This window comes from Acinetobacter sp. CIP 101934 (assembly GCF_000369585.1).
Classification (GTDB): domain Bacteria; phylum Pseudomonadota; class Gammaproteobacteria; order Pseudomonadales; family Moraxellaceae; genus Acinetobacter; species Acinetobacter schindleri.
Genome location: NZ_KB850094.1, coordinates 1,617,361 through 1,641,016, shown reverse-complemented (window position 1 = coordinate 1,641,016; position 23,656 = coordinate 1,617,361). Strand labels below are relative to the sequence as shown.

Sequence of the window (23,656 nt, the reverse complement as noted above, 5' to 3'; positions counted from 1 at the left end):
TCCTCATCATGGTACAGCTGCTCCCGTATTAGCTAATGCCGTGGCCGGATTGTGTACCGATACAGGAACACTTTGCGCAGCCACGACACGTACCGATTTATTGGAAACGACCTGATCCATCAGTTGCAGGTTGGCATAGTTTGGCTGTCCGCCGATAGAACTGGCATTCTGGCCACTGACCAGACGGAAGTTTACTTTTACCAGGAGTTCCGGGTCTTCCTTGCTCTTCCAGACCATCTCAAAGTTGCTGCCTTTCTGGGTACGTTGTGCACTTTCAATCAGACGGTTAATGCCATATTCGCCCGGTTCATCAAAAATGGTATGCGTTTTCCCTTCAAGATCCACTAGGGTAATGCGTGCGCCTGGAATCGCGCCCGGATTTGGCCAGACAAAGTTCACCCATTGCTGTATGCCATTTTCAAACAGCATGCGTTGCCCATCGATATCAAAGGTATAAGCTAAAAGCTGAGGATTTTCCAATGGATAGAACTGGAAATTGGACTGGCTTGCAGCAGGAGCTTTACCCTGCCCCTGTTTTAGTTCGCCTGTTGCAACCCCATGAGCAGGTGCGACATAAGTCTGAAAATTTGCTACAAAAGCCGGGTTCAGACTGATTCCCAGATCCTGCCAGGTTTTGGAGGTCAAGGTATAGCCACGTCGGATCACCAGTGGATCCAGATGTTCTTTCACAAAGCGTGCAATACTGCCACTTTCACCAAAAATCTGGTTAATTTCATTGGAAGTGGCCTGTAAGGTTGCCTGACTGCTAAAAGGATATTTTTGAGCCAGATTCTGGCTAAATGGCTGATAAGATTGCATGGTCCAGAGCTTGTTTATTTCAGCTTGTGCAGGAACCAGCAGTCCCTCAAAGGATTGGGTTAATGGTGCAACCAGAAGTTTTTGTAACAGTTGCTGATCCAGCTCTGTCGTCCCCGCCGCCATTTTCTCTGCCACAAATTTTTGGCTGGTGTTAAAAATGGAGTTCTGTTCATGAATGGTCTGTTTGACCAGAGCCATACTGGCAGGACCAATATCACCTGAGCTTTTTAGATCATTGAACTGGCTGCGGATTTTTGCCATTGACTGCATGTAACCATCCAGAAGCGATTGATTCTGCAGATCATCGCGCTGACGTACCATCTGATAGAACATCTGGAACTCACGTGCAATCACACCATGCCCTAACGGGCTATTGGCCTGTTGCACTTGCTTCGCTTCATCACGATTCAGCACTTTGCGCTTAAACCAGGCAATAAAGCCTTTTTGCGGCACTGCCAGTTCTGCCTGAACCATCGGATTATCCCAGCTGGTCTCTTGGGCCACACGTTGGATCAAGATACGGATTGGAGAATGTTCCGGTTCGCCCAAGAGATCCATCTGCTTGATCTGCTGATTGAAATCGCCTGCTTTGGCATAATGAATCGCGTTCAGGAATTTACGCCATTCTGCAATATATTCTTTCTTATAGAGCTCAGTCAGTTGACGACGGATCTGCTCAGGACTACCACTAAAGCTGAGATCATCAGATTGCGTGGTATTCAGCACCCAGTCCCGACTATCGGTTGTGCTGCTCGCTGCCTGCTCGATGGCTTCCTGTACATAACCTTTCCATGCCGGATAGGTATAAATTCCCGGCAAAGCATAGCTTCCCAACATGGCATTCTGGTTGGTTTCACCCAGAATCTGTTTGACTGTCATTGCGGGGAAACGCACGGCCGCACGACTCTTGATTTCATTATAGACACGGTCACGTGCAGAAATACCGGTGGTAATCGCTGTCAATATCTGACGGGTCTGATCCACCAATACTGCATCAGAATTCAACTGAGGGAAACTGTTTCGTCCTGACAATGTAATGGCATAACCCAGAATCTGCTCGGCTTTCTGGAGCATTTCACCCCGCGGTATTTCACCGCGGTTTTGTTCCAGCCATGTGCGCCAGAAACGTGTCAGCTGATCACTTAAATGACTGGAATCCATATACTGGCGATTGCTCAGCATCAGATAGGTTTTTAAGGCATTATAAGCATCCTGAGGATTCTGGTCTGAAGGTTCAGAAGCAATCTGGCGGCCTTGCGCCACATGATTCATTTTCACCTGAATATAATTTTCTTTTAGCACCGCTTCATTTGCCTTAACACGTTGCAGATACTGTGCAATCTGCTGCTGGGTAGGCTGAAGCACTAGCTGTTCAATACCCTTAAGGTATTCAGTTTCCAGTTTTTCTCGAATCTGGTTACCCTGATATAAACCAAAGCTGTATTTCAGTGGACGGTCCTGATCAAACTGATCCAGTTGCTGCAGATGCCCCTGTAAAATCATTAAGGCATCCAGTTGATGGCTCAGTGAACGGTTGGCTTGTGCCTGTATCTGCACCACTTTATTCAGGTCGGCCTGAACTTCAGCAATGAGCTGTTGGTTATTGCGATATGACCATAACCATAAACTGAGGACAATCGATAACCCAAGAATTGCACAGGTAAAGGCCATAAAACGCTGACGTTTTTTTGTCGGGTTAATATGCTGACGTACCAGATGCTTGTCTTTCAGGATCACATTGGAAAACAGGCCTTTCAGGAAATAACCGTGGTTCTGGGAAACTGACTGTTTCGGCAGACCAATGTCACTGTCATCACTGTGGATCAAATGAAAATCATCCGCGATCTGTTCCGTCATTGGGCTTTCAATTACGCCATCCTGCAAGGCACTGGTAAAGTAAAAACCACGGAAAATAGGTTTAAACTGGTATGGATTTTCCTGGAACAGTGTAGAAATAAAGGTTTTTAAAACCGGTTTTAGGCTCTTAAATTCCAGTGGAAAAGTCATGACACTTGGAGAAATGTGCTGTGAATGCCGACGGCTCAAATGCGTTGTACTGACACTTTTCAGACCATCGTATAAAATATTGTAATGCTTCTCAAACAGCTCCAGCGCCTGCTCGCTGGAATTTGCCGTATACGGTAAAGTCGCGCCCCAAACCTGATCAAATTCCTGCGCATCATAACAGTCAAAAAATTCGGTAAATCCGGCAATCAGGTCCATTTTGGAAAAGACCAGATACACGGGAGCAAAGACTTCTAGACGTTCAGTTAGATCCTGAATACGGGCACGCAGATTTTTGGCTAATTTAATGGATTTTTCCGGACTCTGGCTGACCAGCTCGGCAATACTGACAAGGACAATCAGACCATTCACGGGCGCCTTTGAACGATTTTTCTTGAGAATATTCAGAAAACCGAGCCATTCGGAATGGTCCTCAGCATAGACCGAATAACGCCCTGCCGTATCTAGTAAGACTCCTTCGGTTGAGAAAAACCAGTCACAGTTACGGGTCCCGCTTAAGCCGGAAGACACCATCTGTTGATGATGTTCTTCAAATGGAAAACGTAAACCGGAATGGTAAATGGCCGAGCTTTTTCCAGCAGCAGGATTGCCAATCACCATATACCAAGGCAGTTCATACAGTGCCATATTCCCCTTACGATCTCCAAGTCTGGACTTGCGGATCAGTTGAATTGACTCCTTCATCTGCTGCTGGATCAACTGCAGTTCTTCTTTATTCTTATGTTTGTTCTGTTCAGTTTCGGTTGTACTGGCAATAGCCTCGGAAAGTTCCTCGCCTTTTTTGGCATGCTGATAATGCTGGATCAGTGTATAAATCCCCCAGACTACCAGGATCAGACTATAAACCGCCACCAGCATCCAGAACACACGGTCCGATACAGTGTTTTTCATGGAAATAATCACCACGAAAAATGACAATGCCATCATCACTTTTGGATTGGTCACATACTGCCAGACATATCCCAAGATCGTATAAAATAATGTATTCACTGTAATCTCTTATATTTCTTTATTGTCTTTCAGGTTTTTAAAATTTTTCAGGCCGCATTCTGTTCTAGTTCCTCAACCATATTGACAGGTTGACAGACAAAAAATGTCTGAGGATGCTGCACCGTATAGGCCAATGTAATGACATCATCATTCATTTGCATGCACAAAAATATCCCAAACAAGGCTTTCATCTCTACCGTACTGCCCAGATAAGAATGGCAATACAGGCCGTGATGCAGTTCTATCCCAGCTGTACCTAAATACTGCTGAATTTTTTTAGAGGTATTGATCTGTAATGGATCATCCAGCAATAGTACAAATGCGGCTTCCTGCTGCAACTGTTCAGCAAAATTTGGAGATTGTTGCTGTAAATATTCACTAATATTTTTGACATGCTTTAAGGTTTTAATTGATTTAATTTCCATTAAATCTTCAATGTTTAACTGTGGAGCAGACAGGCATATACTCGCGGCATATTCTCCCGGCAGATATTGTTCCGACTGCCATAACTGCTGTTCCAGCCACTCCTGATCAATTTCAGACTGTACTGCAATCACCAGACTGACCTGTTCATGTTGCTGCTGAATATCATTGAGCAGATTGATCCAGAGTGCATAAGTATTGTGATGATCGACATAATGGAACTCGACATGAATCTGGCGCTGCACAATTTCATATTGCTGTTCTAGCTGTTCAATCAGCGCCTGTTGTGCTTGATCTGGCCAGATATGGATCAATGCTGCTGGCAGCAGAATATGCAGATTCAACTTATTTAATCGTGCCACCTGCTCAAATGAGGGTTCTATTTCATTCTCTTCATCAAACTGTTCATTGATCCAGCCCGGATGCATACGGTATTCATAAGCGGTTTCTGCATCATAGAACATCGCTGACTTTCTCAGATGTGTCGCAATGTGATGCAGACTTTCAGCATGTTGCTCCATCTGCTGCTGAATCAGTAAATTGATTCGTTGCAGCCGCATGCTGTGCAGAGTCTCATCCTCTTCTACTTCGGCTAACAACTCGTCCAGATGTCGAATGCGATAAGACAGGATCGGCAGTCCATAGTGATTGACCAAAGTTTCATCCAGTTTCGGGCTTTTGAATGCCTGCATTGCGTCAATAATTTCATGATTTTCACCAAAGCTATGGATTGCTGCGGATGAATAAATTTTTAAAGTCTGCTCTTCAACCGGTTTATCTTTATTTTTCTCCAGTTCACTTTGCTGTTGTAGCTGTTTTTCTTGATTTTCAGCGGCTTCTAACTTTTCTGCTTTAGCTGTCTGATAAGCTTTCAGCGATGTATAAATCAACCATGGGGAAAGCAATAACAAGCCGGAAAAAACCGGCAGCAGAATAAAAAACTGCAGCATCTCCATAGCCGTCGGATCATACTGCACATCGCGCCAGTAGTAGATCACCAAAGCGCTTGTCAGCAGGATGAGTGCCAGAATGGTTGCAACAATGGTCTTGATCAAGCTGCTCTCCCCATCAGGCTATAACAGGTTTCCTGATTATCTGCAGCGGCTTTTGGCATCAGAAAAGCACCTTGTCCCAGCCCGGCACTTTGATCACCGAGCCGAATTGGGCAGATTTCAGCCTTGCTTAATACCAGACGCAGATCCACCATCAAGGTTGGGCTGCACCAGGTTGAAATCATCTGCTTGAGTTTTTCACTATATTTTTGCTGCGGCAGAAAATCCAGATAGTCCTGACGATTCAAAGGACCAATCACGATTTCAATTTTTTCATCAATCTGGGTCAGCACTTCGCCACAGAAAGTATTGATTCCCAGTAATGCAGGATTTGATCCGCCCAGTGAAGCTTTTTGCGAAGCATCCAGTTTAAACTGTTCTGGTAAATACTCCCGGATCTGAACCTGATGCTTGAACATGCAACCCAGCATGGTTTTCAGCACATAAGCACTATTATTTTGCCCCTGCATCAGACCGGAAAATTCAGCAAAATAATCATCCAGATGCTGTTGCTGATGTTGTTTACGCACATAGCCATTGAGCGCATGCAGAATCTCCAGATAATGATTTTCCTGCTCAATTTCATAACGTACTGGCAGATGATAGTGAATCGAGGCTTCGATATATTGCGCGGTCAGTTTATGGTTAAATAAACCGAGAAAATGCAGGGTTTCCTCGCGCTGCTGACGCGGGCTTTGCTTGATACGGTAGGTATAGGTATAAGGCAATACTCCCTGTGTCCCGGTCAGACCAATCATCGGACTGGTCAGCTGAATTTTCTGATCTGTCCATTGCAGAGACTCAATTTCGGATTTGGGGAAATTCAGATTCAGCGAGCTAGCAAAACTAAAACTCTTGCTCCAGTCTTGTGAGTGTTGCTGCTCCGGATAATGACGCAGCAGACGTGTTGCCTGCACCAGTTCAAAGCGGGTGGACTGCTGATACAGCTGTTCTACTACAGAAGCTTTTTGCCACCAACGTTCTGCACGCATTGGTATACCTCCTGTTCTGTTGCTGCATCAATCACAATCATTTCCACATAACTGTTCATTTGCACTTTCAGATTAAAAATATGATTGAGCAATTGGGCAAAGATATACAGACTCGAGCCTCGGAATGCTTCACTCTCGATTTTGACCTGCGCACGAACCCCACGAACAAACAAAGGAAATGGTTTGTGTTCTAGTAATTTCTGACTAAGTGAAAAATCAATCGATTGAATTGCGGCAATGATCTGCTGGTTTTCCTTGGAAGCCGGCAGGTTATACAGCTCCAGCAATTCCTTCAGATGTGTGATTGCATCGCCTTTCATCAAGGACAGATTATTCAAGGAAAGATGGGAAATGATGCGCCATTGTTCTTTCTGGCTCTGCTTGAATCGATAAGGTAAAGATGGGCGCTTTAACAATAGTCCGCGTCGAGCCAGCTGATTGTCATTTAAGCTGAGCGCATTCTGATCCTTATTATAGCTTTCATAAGGCAGATCGCGGTTACAGCATAGCAACTGGGTACTGATAAAATCAGAGGAAGTATTCTGCGGTTCCAGACTTCGAGAAACCACAGAAAATTTCAGGTCATTCTTTTGCGTACTGGCAATTTCTGGTTGCAGATGATAATAAAATTGTGCGCCGTCATGCCGGTAATGACTCATGGCAAAAAACGGTAAAACCTGATGGGCAACCTGTTCTTTATCACTGTTTTCACGAATCAGGTTCATCTCGGAGACCGCATACACCTGATAATATTCAGGATGATGCGCATCTGAAATGAGTGGATATTCCAGTCGCTGATGATTGATTTTCTGCGGTTCGGCCTGTTTCTCAAACAGGTTAACCACTGGCGTCACGAACAGCTTGAAATTGGCGAGATTCAGTTCTGAATAATTGCGAATCGCAGCCTGATCATTCAGGTTCATTTTAAAGTGAATATGCAACTCAAAATTCGAGGTATCTGCTTCGATCTGATGGAGAAAATCCAGATTCAGGTTCAGGAAACTGAACTTGTCCGGAAAGCAGAAATATTCCAGTAATAGTCGATAGGCTTGATGGGTGTGCTGATCAACTGGCAATATACTCTCCTCCTCGCTAAAGCCTGATAGCTCGAAGGGATTTGAAATCTTGATTTCCTGGCCATTTACCTTTAACGAAAACTGGGTTTCTGTCTTAAAAACCTGATCCAGCATCTGTAAAGGGAAACTGGAAATCGCATCCAGATAAATCGGTAGCTTATGCTTTTGTAGTAAGTTCAACTGATGATTAAAAATTTCAAAGCCCAACACGAGCGTCGCATTACGGTTCAGATGAATGTGCGCCGAAGGATGGGTTTTAAAATGGACTGATTTCAATGCAATTGGCAGTAAAGCCACCTCCTGCACCGTCCGGTATTCACACTGCACACCACGCACACTTTTGGATTTAAGTGAAGTATGTTTCGGGATCAAACGTACATCAGTCAGTTGTTTGATTTTATTCGCATCTCCAAAACTGACCATCGAACAGGCTGGAAACGGCTTTAGATACTGGGGAAACATCACCGCAAAAATCGAACGGGTAAATATTTCATAGCTGTCATATAGCTTTTTATCAATCCGTGCCGAGATCAATGAAAATGCCTGAATCAGGCGCTCAATATGCGGGTCGTCAATCTGTTCCTGATTTAAAGACAGACGTTGGGCAATTTTTGGATATTTATTGGCAAATTCACGGGACTGCTGGCTAAATTCCTGCAGCTGTTTTTCGTAATAAGGTAATAATTCTTCAATCGCGCTCATTCTTATTATGATCTTGGCAAAATAACATATTGTTGTGTGGTCGGTTTTAATAAAGCATCAAAAACTACAGGCTCGTATAAAGGATGGATATTTAAATAGGCCTGAATACTTAAGCACAGGCTACCCATATTGTTTTCATCTAGCAGCATTTCCACCCGGACATGCTTAAGCCGTGGTTCATGTGCTGAAATAGAAGCTTCAATCGAGCGACAAATCTTGTCACGATCCATCGGATTTGCAGTCGATAAGCCCACAAAATCAATAATCCCAAATTGCAAAATGGACTTTTTGACCAGCACATAATCATCAATCACATGGTTCAGCATGACCATACGGCTGTTCAACAGATCTTCCAGATCTGCCGCAACGGCTTCACGTAACTGCTGAATCGACATGCCCTGTGCACGGGTTTCATCTTGTGGCAGCAGTCGATCAAACAAGGTCGAACGAAATCCATAAGTATAAAGCTGATCCAGATTCATGTGTTTCCATCATCCATTTGATATTTATTCATTCAGATAGAGGCCTGCAGGTGCAAGCCTCTAAATTCAGAAGCATTAAGCAGCGTAAGATGCCGTATTATTGGATAATGACCATTTCTTGGTTACAGCACCTTTCTGTGTACCATTAATATCCTGCTGGTTATAAGTCCACTCAACCGCAGCATATTTCAGGCCAAACGCTTCAGTCGGTACGCCTTCTGCATTCACGCTTGGCATAACTTGAGAAACCAGAACGTGTTTCAGTTTGATCTGTAGGTACTTGATACGCTTGTCGCCGTTGGCACGATAGAAGTCAATCTGAACTTCATCAAAGGTATAACCGGCAGAACATGCTTCCCAAAGTTTCGGGCTGGTAGCATCCAGATCTTTGACAAAAATCATGTCAGAATGTTCTACACGCTCAGCGGTATGACCACCCACACTTGAAGACGTCGCAGATTTAGGCTGGCGAATATTATGGGACCAAGAGTTTACTTCAAGCCAACTTTTATGTTCAGAATCGCGTGATTCACCATCGACTTTATATTTGCCGCGAAATTGGACGTATATGTCTTTCATTGTTATTTTTATCCTGTTTTATAATCAATAATAGAAAATGCAACCGACCTAATTGCTCGATTGCGGCAGTTCAGTGACAAGTCGCAGGGATACTGATAACTCATCAAGCTGAAAATGTGGTCTTAAGAAGACCACTGATTTGTAGTGACCAGGTTCAGCTGGATTTTCTACAACCTTGATTGACGCTTCACGCAAAGGATATTGCGCCTTTGATTCCTGAGAGGCGCCATCATCCAGTAATACATATTGAGATAACCAGTCATTCAAAAAGGCTTCAACATTGCCTGCAGAAGCAAAACTTCCTACCTTGTCACGCATCATCGCTTTTAAATAATGTGCGATACGTGAAACTGCCATGATGTACTGAATCTGGCTCGATAAAGCAGAATTAGCATTCGCGGCATCATTGTCATATTTTTTCGGCTTCTGAGTCGATTGAGCACCAAAAAACGCGGCATAATCGGTATTTTTGCAATGTACCAGTGGAATAAAACCAAGATCGCTCAGCTCTTTTTCGCGTCGGTCCGTAATTGCAATTTCGGTTGGACATTTGAATACCACGTCACCGTCAGGCGTTTTAAAGGTATGTACAGGAAGTCCTTCAACCAGGCCGCCGCCTTCAACACCACGAATCGCAGCACACCAGCCATGCATATCAAAAGCATTGGTTAAGCGAGTACCAAAAGCATAAGCGGCATTCATCCACAGATATTCGTGATGATCTTCACCAGATACTTCTTCTACATAGTTAAAACCTTCAGTCGCCGTACCTTCTTGCGGATGATATGGCAGGCGCCCCAATACACGTGGCATGGTCAATGCAACATAACGTGCATCATCACTTTCACGGAATGAACGCCACTGTACATATTCAGCAGTTTCAAAAATCTTGGACACATCACGTGGACGATCGATATCGGTAAATGATTCCAGCCCCAATATGCTGGGGCTGGCTGCAGAAATAAATGGTGCATGTGCTGCTGCTGCCACATGTGAAATCTGTTCCAGCAAATACATGTCTGATGGCGTCCGATCAAACTCGAAATCACCAATCAAGGTAGCATAAGGTGCTCCACCAAAAGAGCCATATTCTTCTTCATAGATTTTCTTGAATAAGGTGCTTTGATCAAAATCAGTGGCACTTTGGAAATCCTTAATCAATTCCTTTTTGGTAGTATTCAACATCCGGATTTTAATCAAAGAGTTGGAGGGAGTTTCCTGACAGAAATAATATAAGCCACGCCAGGTTGATTCAATCTTCTGGAATGCTTCATGATGCATGATCTTGCTCAGCTGGGTTGAAATCAGGGCATCGATTTCAGCAATACGCTTGTTCAGTGCAAGGGTCATGTTATCGGATACAGTAATTGTACCCGCCATGACTTCACGTACCAGTTCACCAATCAGGCTTTTGGCACGGTCATGTTCTTCATCCGTACGCGCGATACGGCTACGCTCGACGATAGAGTCAAGTAATGAGTATTCTTCAACATTCAGGTGTTCAGCAGTTGCTGCATTTAAATTACTCATGCTCCGCCTCCACACTCATCTTGCGGATCTGATCAGTACTTTTTAGGACTTCATCCAAGAGATCTTCCAAACGTTCATTATTGGAAATTTTATTACGTAAATCTGTTAAACGTTCACGTGCTTCAACCAGTCGTCGCAATGGATCAACCTGCTGTACAATCTGTTCTGGCTTAAAGTTATCCATGGAATTAAAGGTCAGGTCCACAGACATCTTGCCGCCCTCTTCGGTCAGGGTATTTTCAACCTGAAAATTGGCCCGTGGTGCCAATGACTCCATCACTTCATCAATATTGTCTAAATCTACATTGATAAATTTCTTGTCTTTTAACTTGGTTTTTTCCAGTTCAGATGCTGCTGAAAAATCTCCCAGCACGCCGACCACAAAGGGCAACTCCTTGACTTCGCGGGCATCCCCAACTTCCACATCGTAAGTCAATTGCACACGTGGTGGACGAATCCGCTGTAATTTCTTCTGTACACTTTCACGCTTAGCCATATTGCTGATTCCTATGAATTATTTTTTATTAGTTGTTTCGAAGTGCACCAAATGGATTGGAGCTAGACTGAACATTAGGAAGGACGACCGGCTCTGTTTTTTTGGCGATAACATTACTGTTAGATATTTCTTTTGCTTTACTCCGTACAGGAGCACTTATACGTGTTTTAGCCGAGCTGGTTTTTTTACTTGCCGTAGTCACCGTTTTTTTCTTGTTGCCTGAATCCTTCTCTGCCCTTAGAGGCATAACCGTAACGGGTTGGGATAAACGTACATTGTCATTAAAAACTTTGGTAATGGCGTAGGTTTCTTCATTCAGCGGACGAATTTCTGTAGTGCGCATATAGTTCAGGGCATGATTAGAAATCGCAACACCAGCAAGGAAGCTAATATCTGTTAGTTGACGTGTTATGTAATTTTCACGACTTAACTGATCTACTGCTTGAAGTGCTTTCAGATGCAGACCACGATCCAGATAAAGTTGAGCAATATCGGCTTTGATTTTACGCTGTAAATTAAGATCTTTCCGAGTGGCTTTGGCACAAAGCTGTTCATACTGTTGCAGGATTTCTGGATCAGTATCTCCTTCGGCCAGTGGATGAACTTTAAGACATGATTTTTTTAGGGTTGCAGCATGCGTCTGCATCAGACTCATCGTGCAGACAGCCAGCATCAGCACGAGTATGTAACTCATATTTTTTTTCAAAATTAGCCTCAAACTTTTCTTTTTCTGGTTGTTGATTTTTTTACTTGAAATGACTTTTCTGTATTTATTATTTAAAAATCATCTTGCGAATTTAACAAAAAATGATCACACTAAGTCAACAACAAAAATTGACTTTTGTAAAATATTTTTTAACAGTCTCTAGAAAAATGTTAAAGATTATATGACTTTTATTCTTTTAAAAACATATAAATATTAGGGTAAAATTGATCAGAAGAACTGATTCAATTGCAGTCATGCAAATAAATAACAACAACAGCACAATCCTATCTTTCAAACCTTAAAAAGATTGTGCCTTGTAAGAATAAATAATGAGAAATACATGAATAATCTGAAAATTTTAATTACTAAATTATCTGATCATGCACGTTTATGTCTTGAGAAATCTGCCAACACCTGTATTCATCAGCAAAATTACGAAATCGAAATTGAACATTTTTTTCTCGAATTACTCTCGCATAACCAGCTAAATGATGTCCAGTTATTGCTTAAAAACTATAAACTTTCTAAAGAAGCTCTGCTAGATGATCTAAATAAAAGTTTATTTCAGCTTAACAAAGGCAATTCGCGCACCCCTATTTTTGCCACGTCAATTATCCGCTTACTTGAGCAGGCATGGCTGCTGGCCTCCGCTGAAAAAGAACCCGTCATTCGTAGTGGTCATCTGCTTGTGGCTTTACTGACTGCGTCTGAACTGTCTCAAATTGCGATGCGTTCATCCGCAATTTTTGAGCTGATTCCAATTGATACAATGAAGCATCAGTTCCTGGATTTGTGCCAGGACAGTATTGAAAATGTGTCAGCTCAATTAGTAACGTCTCAGCCAGTAGCTCATCAAAATGCTAAAACGACTGCAAAGAAAACTCCTGCGCTGGATCAATACACCATCAATCTGACGCAGAAAGCTATTCAAGGAAAAATTGATCCAGTCATTGGGCGTGAATTTGAAATTCGTCTGATGCTGGATATTTTGATGCGCCGTCGTCAGAACAATCCGATTTTGACAGGTGAGCCGGGAGTCGGCAAGACGGCTGTAGTGGAAGGATTGGCTCTCAAAATTGCCCAGCAACAGGTCCCTGATGCCCTGAAAAATGTGCAATTACATGTGCTGGACATGGGGCTGTTACAGGCAGGCGCCAGTGTCAAAGGTGAATTTGAGAACCGACTGAAACAAGTAATTCAGGAAGTACAAAGTGTTGCCTATCCAATCATCCTGTTTATTGATGAAGCGCATACCCTGATTGGTGCGGGTGGCCAGGCCGGTCAGAATGATGCTGCGAATTTACTCAAGCCAGCACTTGCACGAGGTGAATTACGTACTATTGCTGCAACCACGTGGACGGAATACAAACAGTATTTTGAAAAAGATGCAGCGCTCAGCCGCCGTTTTCAGGTCGTCAAAGTTGAGGAGCCGACAGAAGCAGTCGCGATTGATATGCTGCGCGGCATGATTCCAGTAATGGTTCAGCATTTTAATTTGCAGATTGATGATGAAGCGATTATTGCTGCGGTACATGCGTCGCATCGCTATATTAGTGGACGTCAGTTACCCGATAAAGCAATTAGTGTCTTAGACACTGCCGCCGCACGCGTTGCACTGACTCAGAATACTCAACCGGCACAACTCGATCAACTGCAGGCACAATTGCATAATCTGGAACTGGAGCATAAATTACTCACTCAAGAAAACCAGAACCTGCCCATTCATCATGAACGACTTAATGATCTTTCAGTAAAAATTGTAGTGCTTCAGCACAGCATCCAATGTCTGGAAGATCAATGGCAACATGAATTGCACCTTGTTCAGCAGATCCGGCAGTTTCAGGCACAAGACCAGGATGAAAAATCCAGTCAAAAAATTGCGGCGTTACGTGCAGAACTAGTTGAAGTACAGCAAAAAAATCCACTGGTCTTTGAACGCGTCAATGTCAGCATCATTCATGAAATCATTTCGGATTGGACGGGTATTCCAGTGGGTAAAATGGTTAATGATGAAATCAGGCAGGTATTAGAGCTTGAAAACCGTCTGGCACAGCGTGTGATGGGGCAAGATTATGCCCTGCAGCAACTGGTACAAGGCATTAAAACTTCTAAAGCCAGACTGGAAGATCCGAATAAACCCCAAGGTGTGTTCCTACTGATTGGTCCAAGTGGTGTTGGAAAAACTGAAACTGCCCTCGCCCTGGCAAATGAATTGTATGGTGGTGAATCACATCTGATTACTATCAGTATGTCAGAATATCAGGAAGCCCATACTGTTTCTTCATTAAAAGGTGCGCCTCCAGGCTATGTCGGTTATGGTCAAGGTGGCGTGCTGACTGAAGCTGTTCGCCGCAATCCATATAGCGTGGTGTTGCTGGATGAAATTGAAAAAGCGCATCGTGATGTACAGGAATTATTCTATCAGGTCTTTGACAAAGGTATGCTAGAAGATGGTGAAGGACGGCTGATTGATTTTAAAAATACCATAATTTTACTGACCTCCAATGTTGGTTCATCTGCCATCATGCAGGCCTGTCTGAACCATCAACCTGAACACTGGCCAAGTGCAAAGGAGCTGATCGAACAGCTTAAACCTATTTTATATCAGCAGTTTAAACCGGCGTTCTTGGGACGTATGCAGATCGTACCGTACTTCCCGTTACATGATGATCTGCTACTCAAAATTATTAAACATAAACTCGGTAAAATTATTCAGCGTGTTCAAATGCAATATAAAACCGAAGTCACTTATAGCGGCGATCTGTTAGAACTGATTTTAAGCCGTTGTACAGAAGTGGATAGCGGTGCACGTAATGTTGACCATATTCTTAATACCAGTGTATTGCCTGCTTTAGCCACCGAAATTTTAATGGCACTCAGTGAAGAAAAAGTGCCTGAGAAAATTCAGATTGAGGTTGAAAATGATGAGATTACTTATCTTTTAGATCAACAGCAACCCAAAGCGAAAACCAAACGCACCCGAAAAAAGAAAACGGATGCCGTATAAAGCCAGATTTAAAAATTAAAGAAAAAGAATAAGTTTCAGGTGAAGAATGACCCTAGATATTGAACAACTGCTTGCCCCCATCTCTGATCATCGGCCATGTGGGGAGGATTGCTCATTTTCAAATGACTTTCATGCCATTAAAAAGGCCAGAACTCAAGATGATCCTTTGCTAGATCAAGGTGACTGGATCTCTGAGCCACGTCAGGCAGACTGGCAGTTTGTACTGAATAAATCGGTTGAGCTGTTAAGTGATAAAACCAAAGACCTGCGACTTTACACCTGGTTAGCTGAAGCTTGGGCAAGAACTCACGGATTTGAAGGAATTTCCCGTGGCCTGGAACTGAGCCATCGAAGTATTCAGCAATATTGGCCGGATTTACATCCTTTAATTGAGGAAGATGATTTAGATCAGCGCCTGGGTTTACTGCAAGGCTTAATCAGCCAGATTCCGGTATTAATGAAACAGGTTCCCGTGGTCAGTCAGGCACCGTTTTATCATTTGGGAAATTATGAGGCATTTTTACATCAACAAAATATCCGGCTGCGTCAAAGTCAGCAGGATGAAGGTCATGAATCTCTAACTGGCAATGATGAACTTCACAACTTCGAGCAATTGCTACAGGCAACCTCCCGTTCTGTACAAATCCAAAACTACCAGCAGGTTTTGGATATTCATCAGCACTGGCAGCAACTCAAAAAAAACCTAGATGATTTATTGGGTCTGGATGCACCGAGTTTTTCTGGAATAGATGAACAGGTTGATTCCATTATTGCCCTGATTAAACGCCTGTATAAAGTGGAACAGATCGTACATCAAAATAATGAAAACTTATTACAGCCGAAAGAATCAGCAATTCAGCCAGGTTATACGGATACAGTCTCTGCTGTTGCGCAGACTCAATTCAGATTACAGCCACAAAATCATCTGGCCAACCGGGAACAGGCGCTGAAAGTCTTAAATGAAATTGCTAATTATTTCCAGATACATGAACCGCACAGCCCGGTGAGTTATATGCTGCAGAAAACCATTCGCTGGAGCCAGATGCCGCTACACGAATGGCTGGCACACGTGATTAAAAATGAGAATCCCCTGGAACAGGTGCAAGAGTTACTAGGTGTACCCGATATGAATAATTCGAATAGTGAGTGGTAAGACTGAATGTTTAAAGCAGAAAAAGTTCTTTGGGGGGAAGGTTTATTTTTACGACCTCAGCATTTTCAGTTACAAGATGCCTATCATGAACAACGTCTGAACCAGATGATTCAGGCAACCTTTCCTTTTGCCTATGGAATTCAAGTGATTGAATTTGATGAAGCCCAATTCAGCATGAATATCATGGCACTCAGCCGGATTGAAATGGTCTGGCAAGATGGGGAAATTTATCGTGCACCTTCACAGGATCTATTACCTGAGCCCGTGCAACTAGAAAGCCTGAATCTGCGTACAGAAATGGCTATTTATCTTGCTTTACCGATGGTTCAGGCAAGTAAACAAAATCTTAATCATGAAGATAGTTCACAGTCCAGCCGTTATCATTCCCATTTAAGCTCGACTCATGATCTATTTACCAATGCCGCTACAGCTGAAATTACCCTGTTACGCCGTCGTGCGGAATTCAAGATTTTTGAAATCAGCCAGGAACCTGAACAGGCCCTCGATGGTTATTTTTATATGCCGATTGCAACAATGAAACGCCAAAGCTCAGGGCATTTTGTGCTGGATCATAAATTTATTCCACCGATTCTGCATATCGAAGCCTCAGAAAATCTACTGAATAATCTGAAGCGGACTTTGAATATTATTCGCGCCAAAATAAAAACTATTCAGAACAACAACCGTGAAAATGAACAAAAACTGATTGAATTCCGTTCTGGCGATATTGTGTCTTTCTGGTTGGTGAATGCACTCAATACTGCCCATGCCACTCTAAATCACATCCTGCAATATCCACGCATTCATCCAGAACGTCTCTATTCCGAATTATTGCGTCTGATTGGATCATTACTGACTTTTTCAACCACGTATGCTGTCGACCAGTTACCGCAATATCAGCATCATCATTTACAGGACAGTTTTGGCCAGCTGGATGTCATTTTACGTGAGCTGCTGGATACGATTATTTCAAACCGCTATATCAGTATTACCCTGAAAGAAACCCGCCCATCTTATTGGGTGGGGAGTCTTGAAACAGACAAAATTTCCCGGGATACCCGTTTGTATCTCGCGGTATCCAGTAGTGTAATGCCAAGCCATGACCTGATTGCCTATGTACCGATACGCTTCAAAGTAGGCAGTACGGTTGATGTTGAACAGCGGGTCATTGCCGCTTTACCCGCAGTGCCAGTTCAGCATCTGATTCAGGTGCCGACCGCGATTCCGGTACGTTCAGGTGTGAGCTATTTTGAGATAGAACCGAATAATGAACTGTATCAGCACATGATTGAGTCCGAGACCATTTGTGTCTATATCCCGAGTGGGTTCCAGGACATTTCAATTGAGCTGATTGCTGTAGTAAATGGATAAAAATAATGAATAGTCTAAATAATGCCCCTTCACTATTTGACGACGGACAAATTGGCACCGGTTTTACAGCTATAACAAATACAGATACACATCCACACTCAGCGACTGCCAGTCTAGTCGATCTGTTACATGATGGATTCTATGTGGTATTTCTGATTCGTAATCAGTATGTACCTTCCGATTTGGAATCCTTCCGCCAGAAAGTACTGGATATGCTATCACGTTTTGAGACTCAGGCGAGAAAACTGCAATTTTCTGCTAAAGATATTCATGATGCAAAATATGCCTATTGCGCATTACTCGATGAAACCATCGTGACCCAGCAAGCTCCGCATTTTTTTGATCTGCAAAATTTCTGGATGATGAGTCCACTCCAACTAAGTCTGTTTGGATCACAACTGGCAGGTTATCGTTTCTTTGAATACATGGAAGAAATCCGCAATAAAGACAAAGAACGCCTCGCCGTTCTTGAAGTCTATCATTACTGTTTATTGTTAGGCTTTCATGGAAAATACCGGATTGAATCGATGAGTCAGCTGAATAGTCTGATTAGTCGGGTCGGCGATGAGATTGATTATCTCAAAGGGAAAAAAGCCTTTTCTCCTTTTTCGGCCATTCCGGATCAGATTAAACATATCATTCACCGCGAATTACCATTTTTCTGGATTTTGATTTTCTGGCTGCTGTTTGCGCTGGCAAGCTTTGTGGGTTTGCACTATGTATTGTCTAAAGACCGCCATGCAGCATTTGCCCAATATCAAAATGTGATTAGTGTTCCTGCAGAACAGGCTTATATCACCATCCATTTACCATAAATATTGCACCGACTATGGCATACAAAAATAATAAACATATTCCTATCTTACAGCCTGTAAAGGCTCTGTCTTATTCTCCTCAATTTTACTTCTTGAGCGGATTTATACTTGGGGTGTTATCAGTAGGTTCAGCTTTGCTCGGTTATCATTATTATCAGGATCATAAAGACATTACTGCTGCACAATTAACAGTAGAAAGCGATCAAGGCGCAGACTCAAGCCATACGTTAGATAGTGAGCAGCTTATCCAAACAGCCGGTGCGCCGTCGGATCAGGAAAATATCCCTAATCCGGAAGATGGTTTTGATCAAAATATTGACAATATGTTTAAGGTGGCAAAGCCAGAAAGTACAACTAAAACCGAAAATCCTGGTTCACCTTTTGAATCTGCATTTGGTGTTCAAGCGCAAAAGCCTTTACCTCAGGCCAATGGTAAAATTAAACCGCTTAAATCCCAACCACAAACTATTCCATCTTCTGTTGCACCATCTAAAGAAATCCAACAATCTGAAAAAAATCCTGTAAATGTAAGGCTTGTTACTCAACCCACAAAACCAAAACAATTAGAAAAAACTGTTGAGCTAAAAACAGCAAGTACGTCTACTCAGGAACAGTCGCCTGTGACGACTGCACAAGAACGTCCTGAAGTCGCACAGTCATAAGCAGCATGATCTACCTCATATTATCCAGTTTTATTTTACTTAGCATCGGCATGTTGGTGCTGGTTTCTTATGAATTCAGAATCCGGTTGATAAGTTTATTCACGCAAATTTTACCGTATGGCAAGAATCGTATTTTGGCAGCCAAACAGGTGGCTTGGGAATTTAATCAGGCAGCTTCGTCAGAGAAAATCCAGTCACATTGGCATATTCAGCAATGGTGGATTTTATTAGCCGCATTGGCGTTATTCAGCAGCAGCATCATTTTTAGCTTAACCCGTCCCATTACTGCCAGTACTTTTGAAGCAAATTATTTACGTGAAGTTGATCCGCAAATCTATAGCTTACTGGATGGTCAGGTGCTCGCACCTCCTCCAGAAGTAGATGAACATCTGATTGAAACAGCCTTGCAGGAAGAAGCAAATTACTATGCCAACGTCGTTTCAGCGCAAGTGATTAACCCTTTACCTAATCCTGCTGGAGATGTGCATCTGCCTGACACTCATCATCATAACGATCTCAATACAGCCAACCGGAAATGGGACAAAATTAATCCACGTTATAAACAGCGTTTGTTGATGGTATTTAAAATTATGCGTGAACAGCATGGCTATGAACTGGTTTTATTAGAAGGTTATCGTAGTCCAGAACGCCAAAATTCACTCTCTGCGAATCCAAATACCACACGCGCCAAAGGCTATCAAAGTTATCATCAGTTTGGTCTGGCCGCGGATATTGCCTTTAAACGGAATGGCAAAGTCTTGATCAGCGAGCGAGATCCATGGGCGATGCGTGGTTATGAACTCTATGGCCAAGTGGCCGAATCCGTCGGACTCACTTGGGGCGGTCGCTGGAAATCAATCAAAGATTATGGTCATACTGAATATCGTATGCCGGGTCTGAAAAAAACGGCTGAAATGGCGGCTCAGCTGATTAATGAAGGTCAGCTACAAGCAGCTGCATACTGACCTTCAAGCTCTAACAGATTTTATTGGTTTTCATCCAGAAAGGCTTGCATATGTTCCAAAACTTGTGCCGGCTTCTCACCATGTAACCAATGACCTGCACCTTCAATGAGTTCAACATTGGCATGCGTAAATTGACGTTCAATCACAGCGAACTGTTCTGGTTTGGAAATATAAAATGAGTTACCACCTCTTAAGAAAAGTGCTGGTATATCAACTGGTGTCAGATCTTCCCAATATAGAATATCCTGATAATGCTTATATAGCGTCTGCACATTAAACAGCCATTGTCCTTTATTAAAGGATTTTAGCAGGAACTGAATCACCATTTCTTCTTGTAAATATTCATACATGATTTTTGTCGCATCCGATCGTGAATTCACGTTGGCACGTTCTACAGCTAATAAAGCTTCAAAAATTTTTGCATGATGATTTTCATGATATTGGATTGGGGTGATATCAAGAACCACAAGCTGCTCTACCCGACCTCGTGCAATATCAGCCAGTTTCATGGCAACTTTCCCCCCCATAGAATGCCCCACCACAACAAATTTTGTGATATTGAGACTATCCAGAGTTTCAAGTACATCTTCTGACATGAGATGGTAATCATGTTGATCCGTATGTCCTGATAAACCGTGATTGCGCAGATCTAACTGAATGACTGTACGTTGACTTGCAAAATGTCGCGCCAGCATTCCTAAATTACTCAAGCTGCCGAATAAACCATGAATGAAGACCATTGGTACAAGTGTTGAGTCATCATGAGTGGTAATTTGGTAGTTGAGGATCATTTGAGAGTTCCGTGATTTCGTAGTTTAGTTGTTGATATTGGAATTTTATTGAAAATTAATCAATTGCTAATTCTTAAAATTATAAATTTTGCTTAGGCTATTTACTCGGTATAAAGAGATTTGCTTAGGCTATTTGTCAAATATATTTTAAAAAATTTTGACGGTAGCGTTTGAAACCTCAAGATTTGGATAAATCATCAGTAAATAGGCTTAATAAATTAAGCTGAATGAGTACGAGCTATAAATGAATATGATTGAAGGCTAATTTCGGAAATATAGTCTTAATTTTTCAGTAAGACATCAATGGATTTAAAACTATCTCTTCCCTTTTACCAGATAAAATTGCTTAGGCTATTTTTTGATGATACAGAATGAGAAATTTATGCTATCTCACCTGTCGCTATTAATGTTTAATAATTTTAATCAATACTTCATTTTTCTTGGTATTTACCCGGGAAAATTCGCATTAATCTTATTTTTATGTAGTTTTAATAAATTAAATATCAGAAAATTAACCTAAATCAAAGGCTTTGCTTTATCTTCTTCAACAGGCTGTTCTGCCCTGCTCTTACAAAAAACACTTGTAGTCATGCCAGAGCTATTCATGCTCTGGTTTTGACGATCCAGATAATTTTGCGCCACCATCGCCATCATGGAAGCCATATTCAACTGACTATTTTCCTGAGAAGCTTTCAAGATATTCTGATAAGCCTGAATGCGATCACATAATACCTGACGTTCGGTGCTGATACTCGGCTTGTCTGATGCTGTATGCGGTTCATCCAGAATGGCTTTGCTGTCATTGACCACGCGTGTTTGCTCAGCAATATACTGATCAAATTGCTCCTGGGTCATCGTCTCGGCTACGGCGTAATTCGTGATGAGTACACCGTTGAGTCCCAGCAAGATAGCAAAAGCTAAGCGGTTCATTCCTGACCTTCTTTCCATACATCTTCATAATCATCAGCATCGATCATGAAACGAAAGCCTTGATCCAGCGCCAGATAAGGAAGCACTTCTGGGACAATATCCTGTAATTCACGTACAGTCATAATTTCAAAGTCAGCATCGCTGGATACTTGTTCACCACCATAGATATACCAGCTCACTTTTGTTGCTGTATCTACTGCCTTGCGAATGCCAACAATTGGGTCCTGATTCAGGGTATGGACTGCCACGGCAATAACGTCATCCCCACTCACCTCTACATAGGCAGAACCGACTTCTTCGCATAACAATTTCTGTTCAGCAATAAGCTCTTGAAGCGGTGAAAGTTTTTGGGTGTTCTTTGACATAGCGCCATTTCTCTTAGATTTAATGCGCCCTAAGTGTAGCCTAATTTTTATTATTCGGAATATGCTTTTATCGCCTATTGCATGGCATCTGCCTATAAGAATTTAGACAGATGCCGGTTTTTCAAATTATTTGAATACTTTGAAACGGTCTTGATCCGCCATAAAGTCTTTGGCACGCGCCTCACCTTCAACTGAACCAAATACCAGTTGTGCTCTCAGTTGCCAGTTTGCTGGAATGTCCCACTCTGCATGAACTTTTTCATCTACGATCGGGTTGTAATGCTGTAGAGATGCACCCAAGCCTTCAGTATGCAATGCTGTCCAGGTCGCAAACTGAGCGATCGCAGTAGAATGTTCTGCCCAGATCGGGAAGTTATCTGCATAAGATGGGAACTGATCTTGTAGGCTTTTCACGACATCTAGGTCTTCAAAAAATAAAACCGTACCTAAGCCTGCAACAAAAGTTCCCATTTTCGCTGAGGTTTTTGCAGCACTTTCTTCATCTTTGGCATAACTTTTTAATTTTTCTGCGACAAAGCTCCAGAATTTCTCATGTTCACCATTAAACAGGATCACGGCACGGGAAGATTGTGAGTTAAATGATGAGGGACTTTGTTTAATAGCATTTTGAATCAAATCAGTTAAGAATTCAGGAGATTGTGTGACATTCTTGCCAATCGCGTAGATCGTACGGCGTTTTGTAATTAAATCTAAAAACTGATTCGACATTATTAAAAATCCTTTGATATATCTTCGGAAAAACTGGAACCTTCACTTATTTTTATGAAGGAAATCTAATAAATAAGAATTCTATAATTCATCTACTCATTAGTACTTATAGCTTAAGAAAATATGCTTAGAATAGCTATATTATTAAAGTAATATCTTTATATATTCTTATGATAAAGAATGGCTTATTAATTTATTTTTTATCAAACGATAAAATAAATGCTCTTTTATGAACCAATTTCTGTTTTAAAATAAGTCATCATGTTCAATGATGCAGCAGAATTTTCTAAGTAAAAAATAGAAAGATTTGCTTAGGCTATTTATGGAAATTGAACTAATCAAATAGTTTTTTGGAGCCTATTAAAATTCATCCCCCAAATATGGAGGATGATATTAAATTAATCAGTTTAAATTTACTTAAAATTTGGCATTAAGCACTTGAGCAGAGACTTTATTTTTCCACAGTTCACGTAGTACTGGCAGATAAAACTTCTCGCCCAGATCAACCAGCTCAGCATCAATCAGAGCATGGATATCATGCATAAATAGATAATCCAGCTCTACAGTCGTGAGCTTCATATGCTTTTTTTGATATTCCTTACGCTTCTGCTGTGCCTGTTTAACAAGCTGATCTGCAAAGGCTTTATCTTTGAACTGAGTAATCGCATTTAAACGCAGTTCAATAATCCCCCAACCAGCTAAAAACATCTGGAAAGTTTCAAAATCATTGGTCGTTGATTCCCATGACATTTCATCCAGATTTTCATTATCGGGAAGTACAGGTAAAAGAAGTTCCATAATACTTGGAAAAATCTTTTTAAAATTCAGAATAAATTTAACAGGATGCTCACCTGGATAATCCTTGAATTGCACCTTTCTTTGAACATCTGTTAAATAAATATCAAGCATAAAACAATCATCAGTGGTTAATCTCATCTAGTGCTATTGTACGCAACTCTGCCTGAGATAAAAACCACTGCTGACTATTCCATGATA

At 42.0% G+C, this 23,656-nt stretch carries 20 protein-coding genes; 6 read left to right on the top strand and 14 right to left on the bottom strand.

Annotation, left to right across the window (positions count from 1 at the left end; translation table 11 throughout):
* Window positions 1-6: 6 nt before the first annotated feature.
* The 9 genes from tssM to F899_RS08120 form a co-directional block, all read right to left on the bottom strand.
* Window positions 7-3,834 (bottom strand): type VI secretion system membrane subunit TssM, encoded by a 3,828-nt coding sequence (gene tssM, locus F899_RS08160; protein ID WP_004894646.1) that lies wholly within the window; start codon window positions 3,832-3,834, stop codon window positions 7-9.
* Window positions 3,835-3,881: 47 nt separating this feature from the next.
* Window positions 3,882-5,312, bottom strand: coding sequence for a hypothetical protein (locus F899_RS08155; protein ID WP_005222027.1), 1,431 nt, complete (start codon window positions 5,310-5,312; stop codon window positions 3,882-3,884).
* Entirely contained in the window at window positions 5,309-6,301 is a 993-nt protein-coding gene (gene tssG, locus F899_RS08150) for a type VI secretion system baseplate subunit TssG (protein ID WP_004894643.1), read from the bottom strand. The genes F899_RS08155 and tssG overlap by 4 nt, the downstream gene beginning before the upstream one ends.
* On the bottom strand, window positions 6,265-8,079 hold the full coding sequence (tssF, locus tag F899_RS08145; RefSeq protein WP_004894641.1) for a type VI secretion system baseplate subunit TssF: 1,815 nt from the start codon (window positions 8,077-8,079) through the stop codon (window positions 6,265-6,267). The genes tssG and tssF overlap by 37 nt, the downstream gene beginning before the upstream one ends.
* A 5-nt stretch (window positions 8,080-8,084) precedes the next feature.
* Entirely contained in the window at window positions 8,085-8,561 is a 477-nt protein-coding gene (tssE, locus tag F899_RS08140; RefSeq protein ID WP_004894639.1) for a type VI secretion system baseplate subunit TssE, read from the bottom strand.
* Window positions 8,562-8,636: 75 nt separating this feature from the next.
* Window positions 8,637-9,140, bottom strand: coding sequence for an Hcp family type VI secretion system effector (locus F899_RS08135; protein WP_004809258.1), 504 nt, complete (start codon window positions 9,138-9,140; stop codon window positions 8,637-8,639).
* A gap of 48 nt (window positions 9,141-9,188) precedes the next feature.
* Entirely contained in the window at window positions 9,189-10,670 is a 1,482-nt protein-coding gene (gene tssC, locus F899_RS08130) for a type VI secretion system contractile sheath large subunit (protein WP_005222026.1), read from the bottom strand.
* Window positions 10,663-11,166 carry a type VI secretion system contractile sheath small subunit gene (gene tssB, locus F899_RS08125; protein ID WP_005222025.1) on the bottom strand — a complete coding sequence of 168 codons (504 nt, stop codon included), beginning with the start codon at window positions 11,164-11,166 and terminating at the stop codon, window positions 10,663-10,665. The genes tssC and tssB overlap by 8 nt, the downstream gene beginning before the upstream one ends.
* Window positions 11,167-11,194: 28 nt before the next feature.
* The gene (locus tag F899_RS08120) at window positions 11,195-11,860 is read right to left on the bottom strand and encodes a hypothetical protein (RefSeq protein WP_228127796.1); all 666 of its coding nucleotides are present in this window, start codon (window positions 11,858-11,860) and stop codon (window positions 11,195-11,197) included.
* 352 nt (window positions 11,861-12,212) lie between these two features.
* On the opposite strand from F899_RS08120, the gene tssH reads away from it, so the two are divergent.
* Genes tssH through F899_RS08090 form a run of 6 tightly spaced genes read left to right on the top strand, consistent with a single transcriptional unit; the run spans window position 12,213 to window position 19,845 of the window.
* Entirely contained in the window at window positions 12,213-14,879 is a 2,667-nt protein-coding gene (gene tssH, locus F899_RS08115; RefSeq protein ID WP_004894622.1) for a type VI secretion system ATPase TssH, read from the top strand.
* A 46-nt stretch (window positions 14,880-14,925) separates the two neighbouring features.
* Window positions 14,926-16,032: a type VI secretion system protein TssA gene (gene tssA / locus F899_RS08110; RefSeq protein ID WP_005222021.1), complete on the top strand. Its 1,107-nt coding sequence runs from the start codon at window positions 14,926-14,928 to the stop codon at window positions 16,030-16,032.
* Window positions 16,033-16,038: 6 nt separating this feature from the next.
* Window positions 16,039-17,403 carry a type VI secretion system baseplate subunit TssK gene (gene tssK / locus F899_RS08105; RefSeq protein ID WP_004894617.1) on the top strand — a complete coding sequence of 455 codons (1,365 nt, stop codon included), beginning with the start codon at window positions 16,039-16,041 and terminating at the stop codon, window positions 17,401-17,403.
* A 5-nt stretch (window positions 17,404-17,408) separates the two neighbouring features.
* Window positions 17,409-18,218: a type IVB secretion system protein IcmH/DotU gene (gene icmH / locus F899_RS08100; protein WP_004894615.1), complete on the top strand. Its 810-nt coding sequence runs from the start codon at window positions 17,409-17,411 to the stop codon at window positions 18,216-18,218.
* A gap of 14 nt (window positions 18,219-18,232) precedes the next feature.
* Complete coding sequence (locus F899_RS08095) at window positions 18,233-18,880, top strand: hypothetical protein (RefSeq protein ID WP_005222019.1); 648 nt, start codon at window positions 18,233-18,235, stop codon at window positions 18,878-18,880.
* 5 nt (window positions 18,881-18,885) lie between these two features.
* On the top strand, window positions 18,886-19,845 hold the full coding sequence (locus F899_RS08090) for a M15 family metallopeptidase (protein WP_034434000.1): 960 nt from the start codon (window positions 18,886-18,888) through the stop codon (window positions 19,843-19,845).
* 20 nt (window positions 19,846-19,865) lie between these two features.
* Here the strand turns inward: F899_RS08090 and F899_RS08085 are convergent, their stop codons facing one another.
* The 5 genes from F899_RS08085 to F899_RS08065 all read right to left on the bottom strand — a co-directional run bounded on the left by F899_RS08085 (window position 19,866) and on the right by F899_RS08065 (window position 23,569).
* Window positions 19,866-20,636 carry an alpha/beta fold hydrolase gene (locus tag F899_RS08085; protein WP_005222016.1) on the bottom strand — a complete coding sequence of 257 codons (771 nt, stop codon included), beginning with the start codon at window positions 20,634-20,636 and terminating at the stop codon, window positions 19,866-19,868.
* A gap of 516 nt (window positions 20,637-21,152) precedes the next feature.
* The gene (locus F899_RS08080; protein WP_005222015.1) at window positions 21,153-21,566 is read right to left on the bottom strand and encodes a hypothetical protein; all 414 of its coding nucleotides are present in this window, start codon (window positions 21,564-21,566) and stop codon (window positions 21,153-21,155) included.
* Window positions 21,563-21,931, bottom strand: a complete 369-nt coding sequence (locus tag F899_RS08075) for an immunity protein Imm33 domain-containing protein (protein WP_005222014.1) — start codon at window positions 21,929-21,931, stop codon at window positions 21,563-21,565. The genes F899_RS08080 and F899_RS08075 overlap by 4 nt, the downstream gene beginning before the upstream one ends.
* A 126-nt stretch (window positions 21,932-22,057) precedes the next feature.
* On the bottom strand, window positions 22,058-22,660 hold the full coding sequence (locus F899_RS08070; protein ID WP_005222013.1) for a nitroreductase family protein: 603 nt from the start codon (window positions 22,658-22,660) through the stop codon (window positions 22,058-22,060).
* 417 nt (window positions 22,661-23,077) lie between these two features.
* Window positions 23,078-23,569 (bottom strand): hypothetical protein, encoded by a 492-nt coding sequence (locus F899_RS08065; RefSeq protein WP_005222012.1) that lies wholly within the window; start codon window positions 23,567-23,569, stop codon window positions 23,078-23,080.
* Window positions 23,570-23,656 lie beyond the last annotated feature (87 nt).

Excerpts from the sequence above, each read along its gene's own strand:
- tssG (WP_004894643.1), bottom strand. The coding sequence starts at position 6,301 with ATGCGTGCAGAACGTTGGTGGCAAAAAGCTTCTGTAGTAGAACAGCTG.
- tssF (WP_004894641.1), bottom strand. The coding sequence starts at position 8,079 with ATGAGCGCGATTGAAGAATTATTACCTTATTACGAAAAACAGCTGCAG.
- tssE (WP_004894639.1), bottom strand. The coding sequence starts at position 8,561 with ATGAATCTGGATCAGCTTTATACTTATGGATTTCGTTCGACCTTGTTT.
- F899_RS08135 (WP_004809258.1), bottom strand. The coding sequence starts at position 9,140 with ATGAAAGACATATACGTCCAATTTCGCGGCAAATATAAAGTCGATGGT.
- tssC (WP_005222026.1), bottom strand. The coding sequence starts at position 10,670 with ATGAGTAATTTAAATGCAGCAACTGCTGAACACCTGAATGTTGAAGAA.
- tssB (WP_005222025.1), bottom strand. The coding sequence starts at position 11,166 with ATGGCTAAGCGTGAAAGTGTACAGAAGAAATTACAGCGGATTCGTCCA.
- F899_RS08120 (WP_228127796.1), bottom strand. The coding sequence starts at position 11,860 with ATGAGTTACATACTCGTGCTGATGCTGGCTGTCTGCACGATGAGTCTG.
- tssH (WP_004894622.1), top strand. The coding sequence starts at position 12,213 with ATGAATAATCTGAAAATTTTAATTACTAAATTATCTGATCATGCACGT.
- tssA (WP_005222021.1), top strand. The coding sequence starts at position 14,926 with ATGACCCTAGATATTGAACAACTGCTTGCCCCCATCTCTGATCATCGG.
- tssK (WP_004894617.1), top strand. The coding sequence starts at position 16,039 with ATGTTTAAAGCAGAAAAAGTTCTTTGGGGGGAAGGTTTATTTTTACGA.
- icmH (WP_004894615.1), top strand. The coding sequence starts at position 17,409 with ATGAATAGTCTAAATAATGCCCCTTCACTATTTGACGACGGACAAATT.
- F899_RS08095 (WP_005222019.1), top strand. The coding sequence starts at position 18,233 with ATGGCATACAAAAATAATAAACATATTCCTATCTTACAGCCTGTAAAG.
- F899_RS08090 (WP_034434000.1), top strand. The coding sequence starts at position 18,886 with ATGATCTACCTCATATTATCCAGTTTTATTTTACTTAGCATCGGCATG.
- F899_RS08085 (WP_005222016.1), bottom strand. The coding sequence starts at position 20,636 with ATGATCCTCAACTACCAAATTACCACTCATGATGACTCAACACTTGTA.
- F899_RS08080 (WP_005222015.1), bottom strand. The coding sequence starts at position 21,566 with ATGAACCGCTTAGCTTTTGCTATCTTGCTGGGACTCAACGGTGTACTC.
- F899_RS08075 (WP_005222014.1), bottom strand. The coding sequence starts at position 21,931 with ATGTCAAAGAACACCCAAAAACTTTCACCGCTTCAAGAGCTTATTGCT.
- F899_RS08070 (WP_005222013.1), bottom strand. The coding sequence starts at position 22,660 with ATGTCGAATCAGTTTTTAGATTTAATTACAAAACGCCGTACGATCTAC.
- F899_RS08065 (WP_005222012.1), bottom strand. The coding sequence starts at position 23,569 with ATGCTTGATATTTATTTAACAGATGTTCAAAGAAAGGTGCAATTCAAG.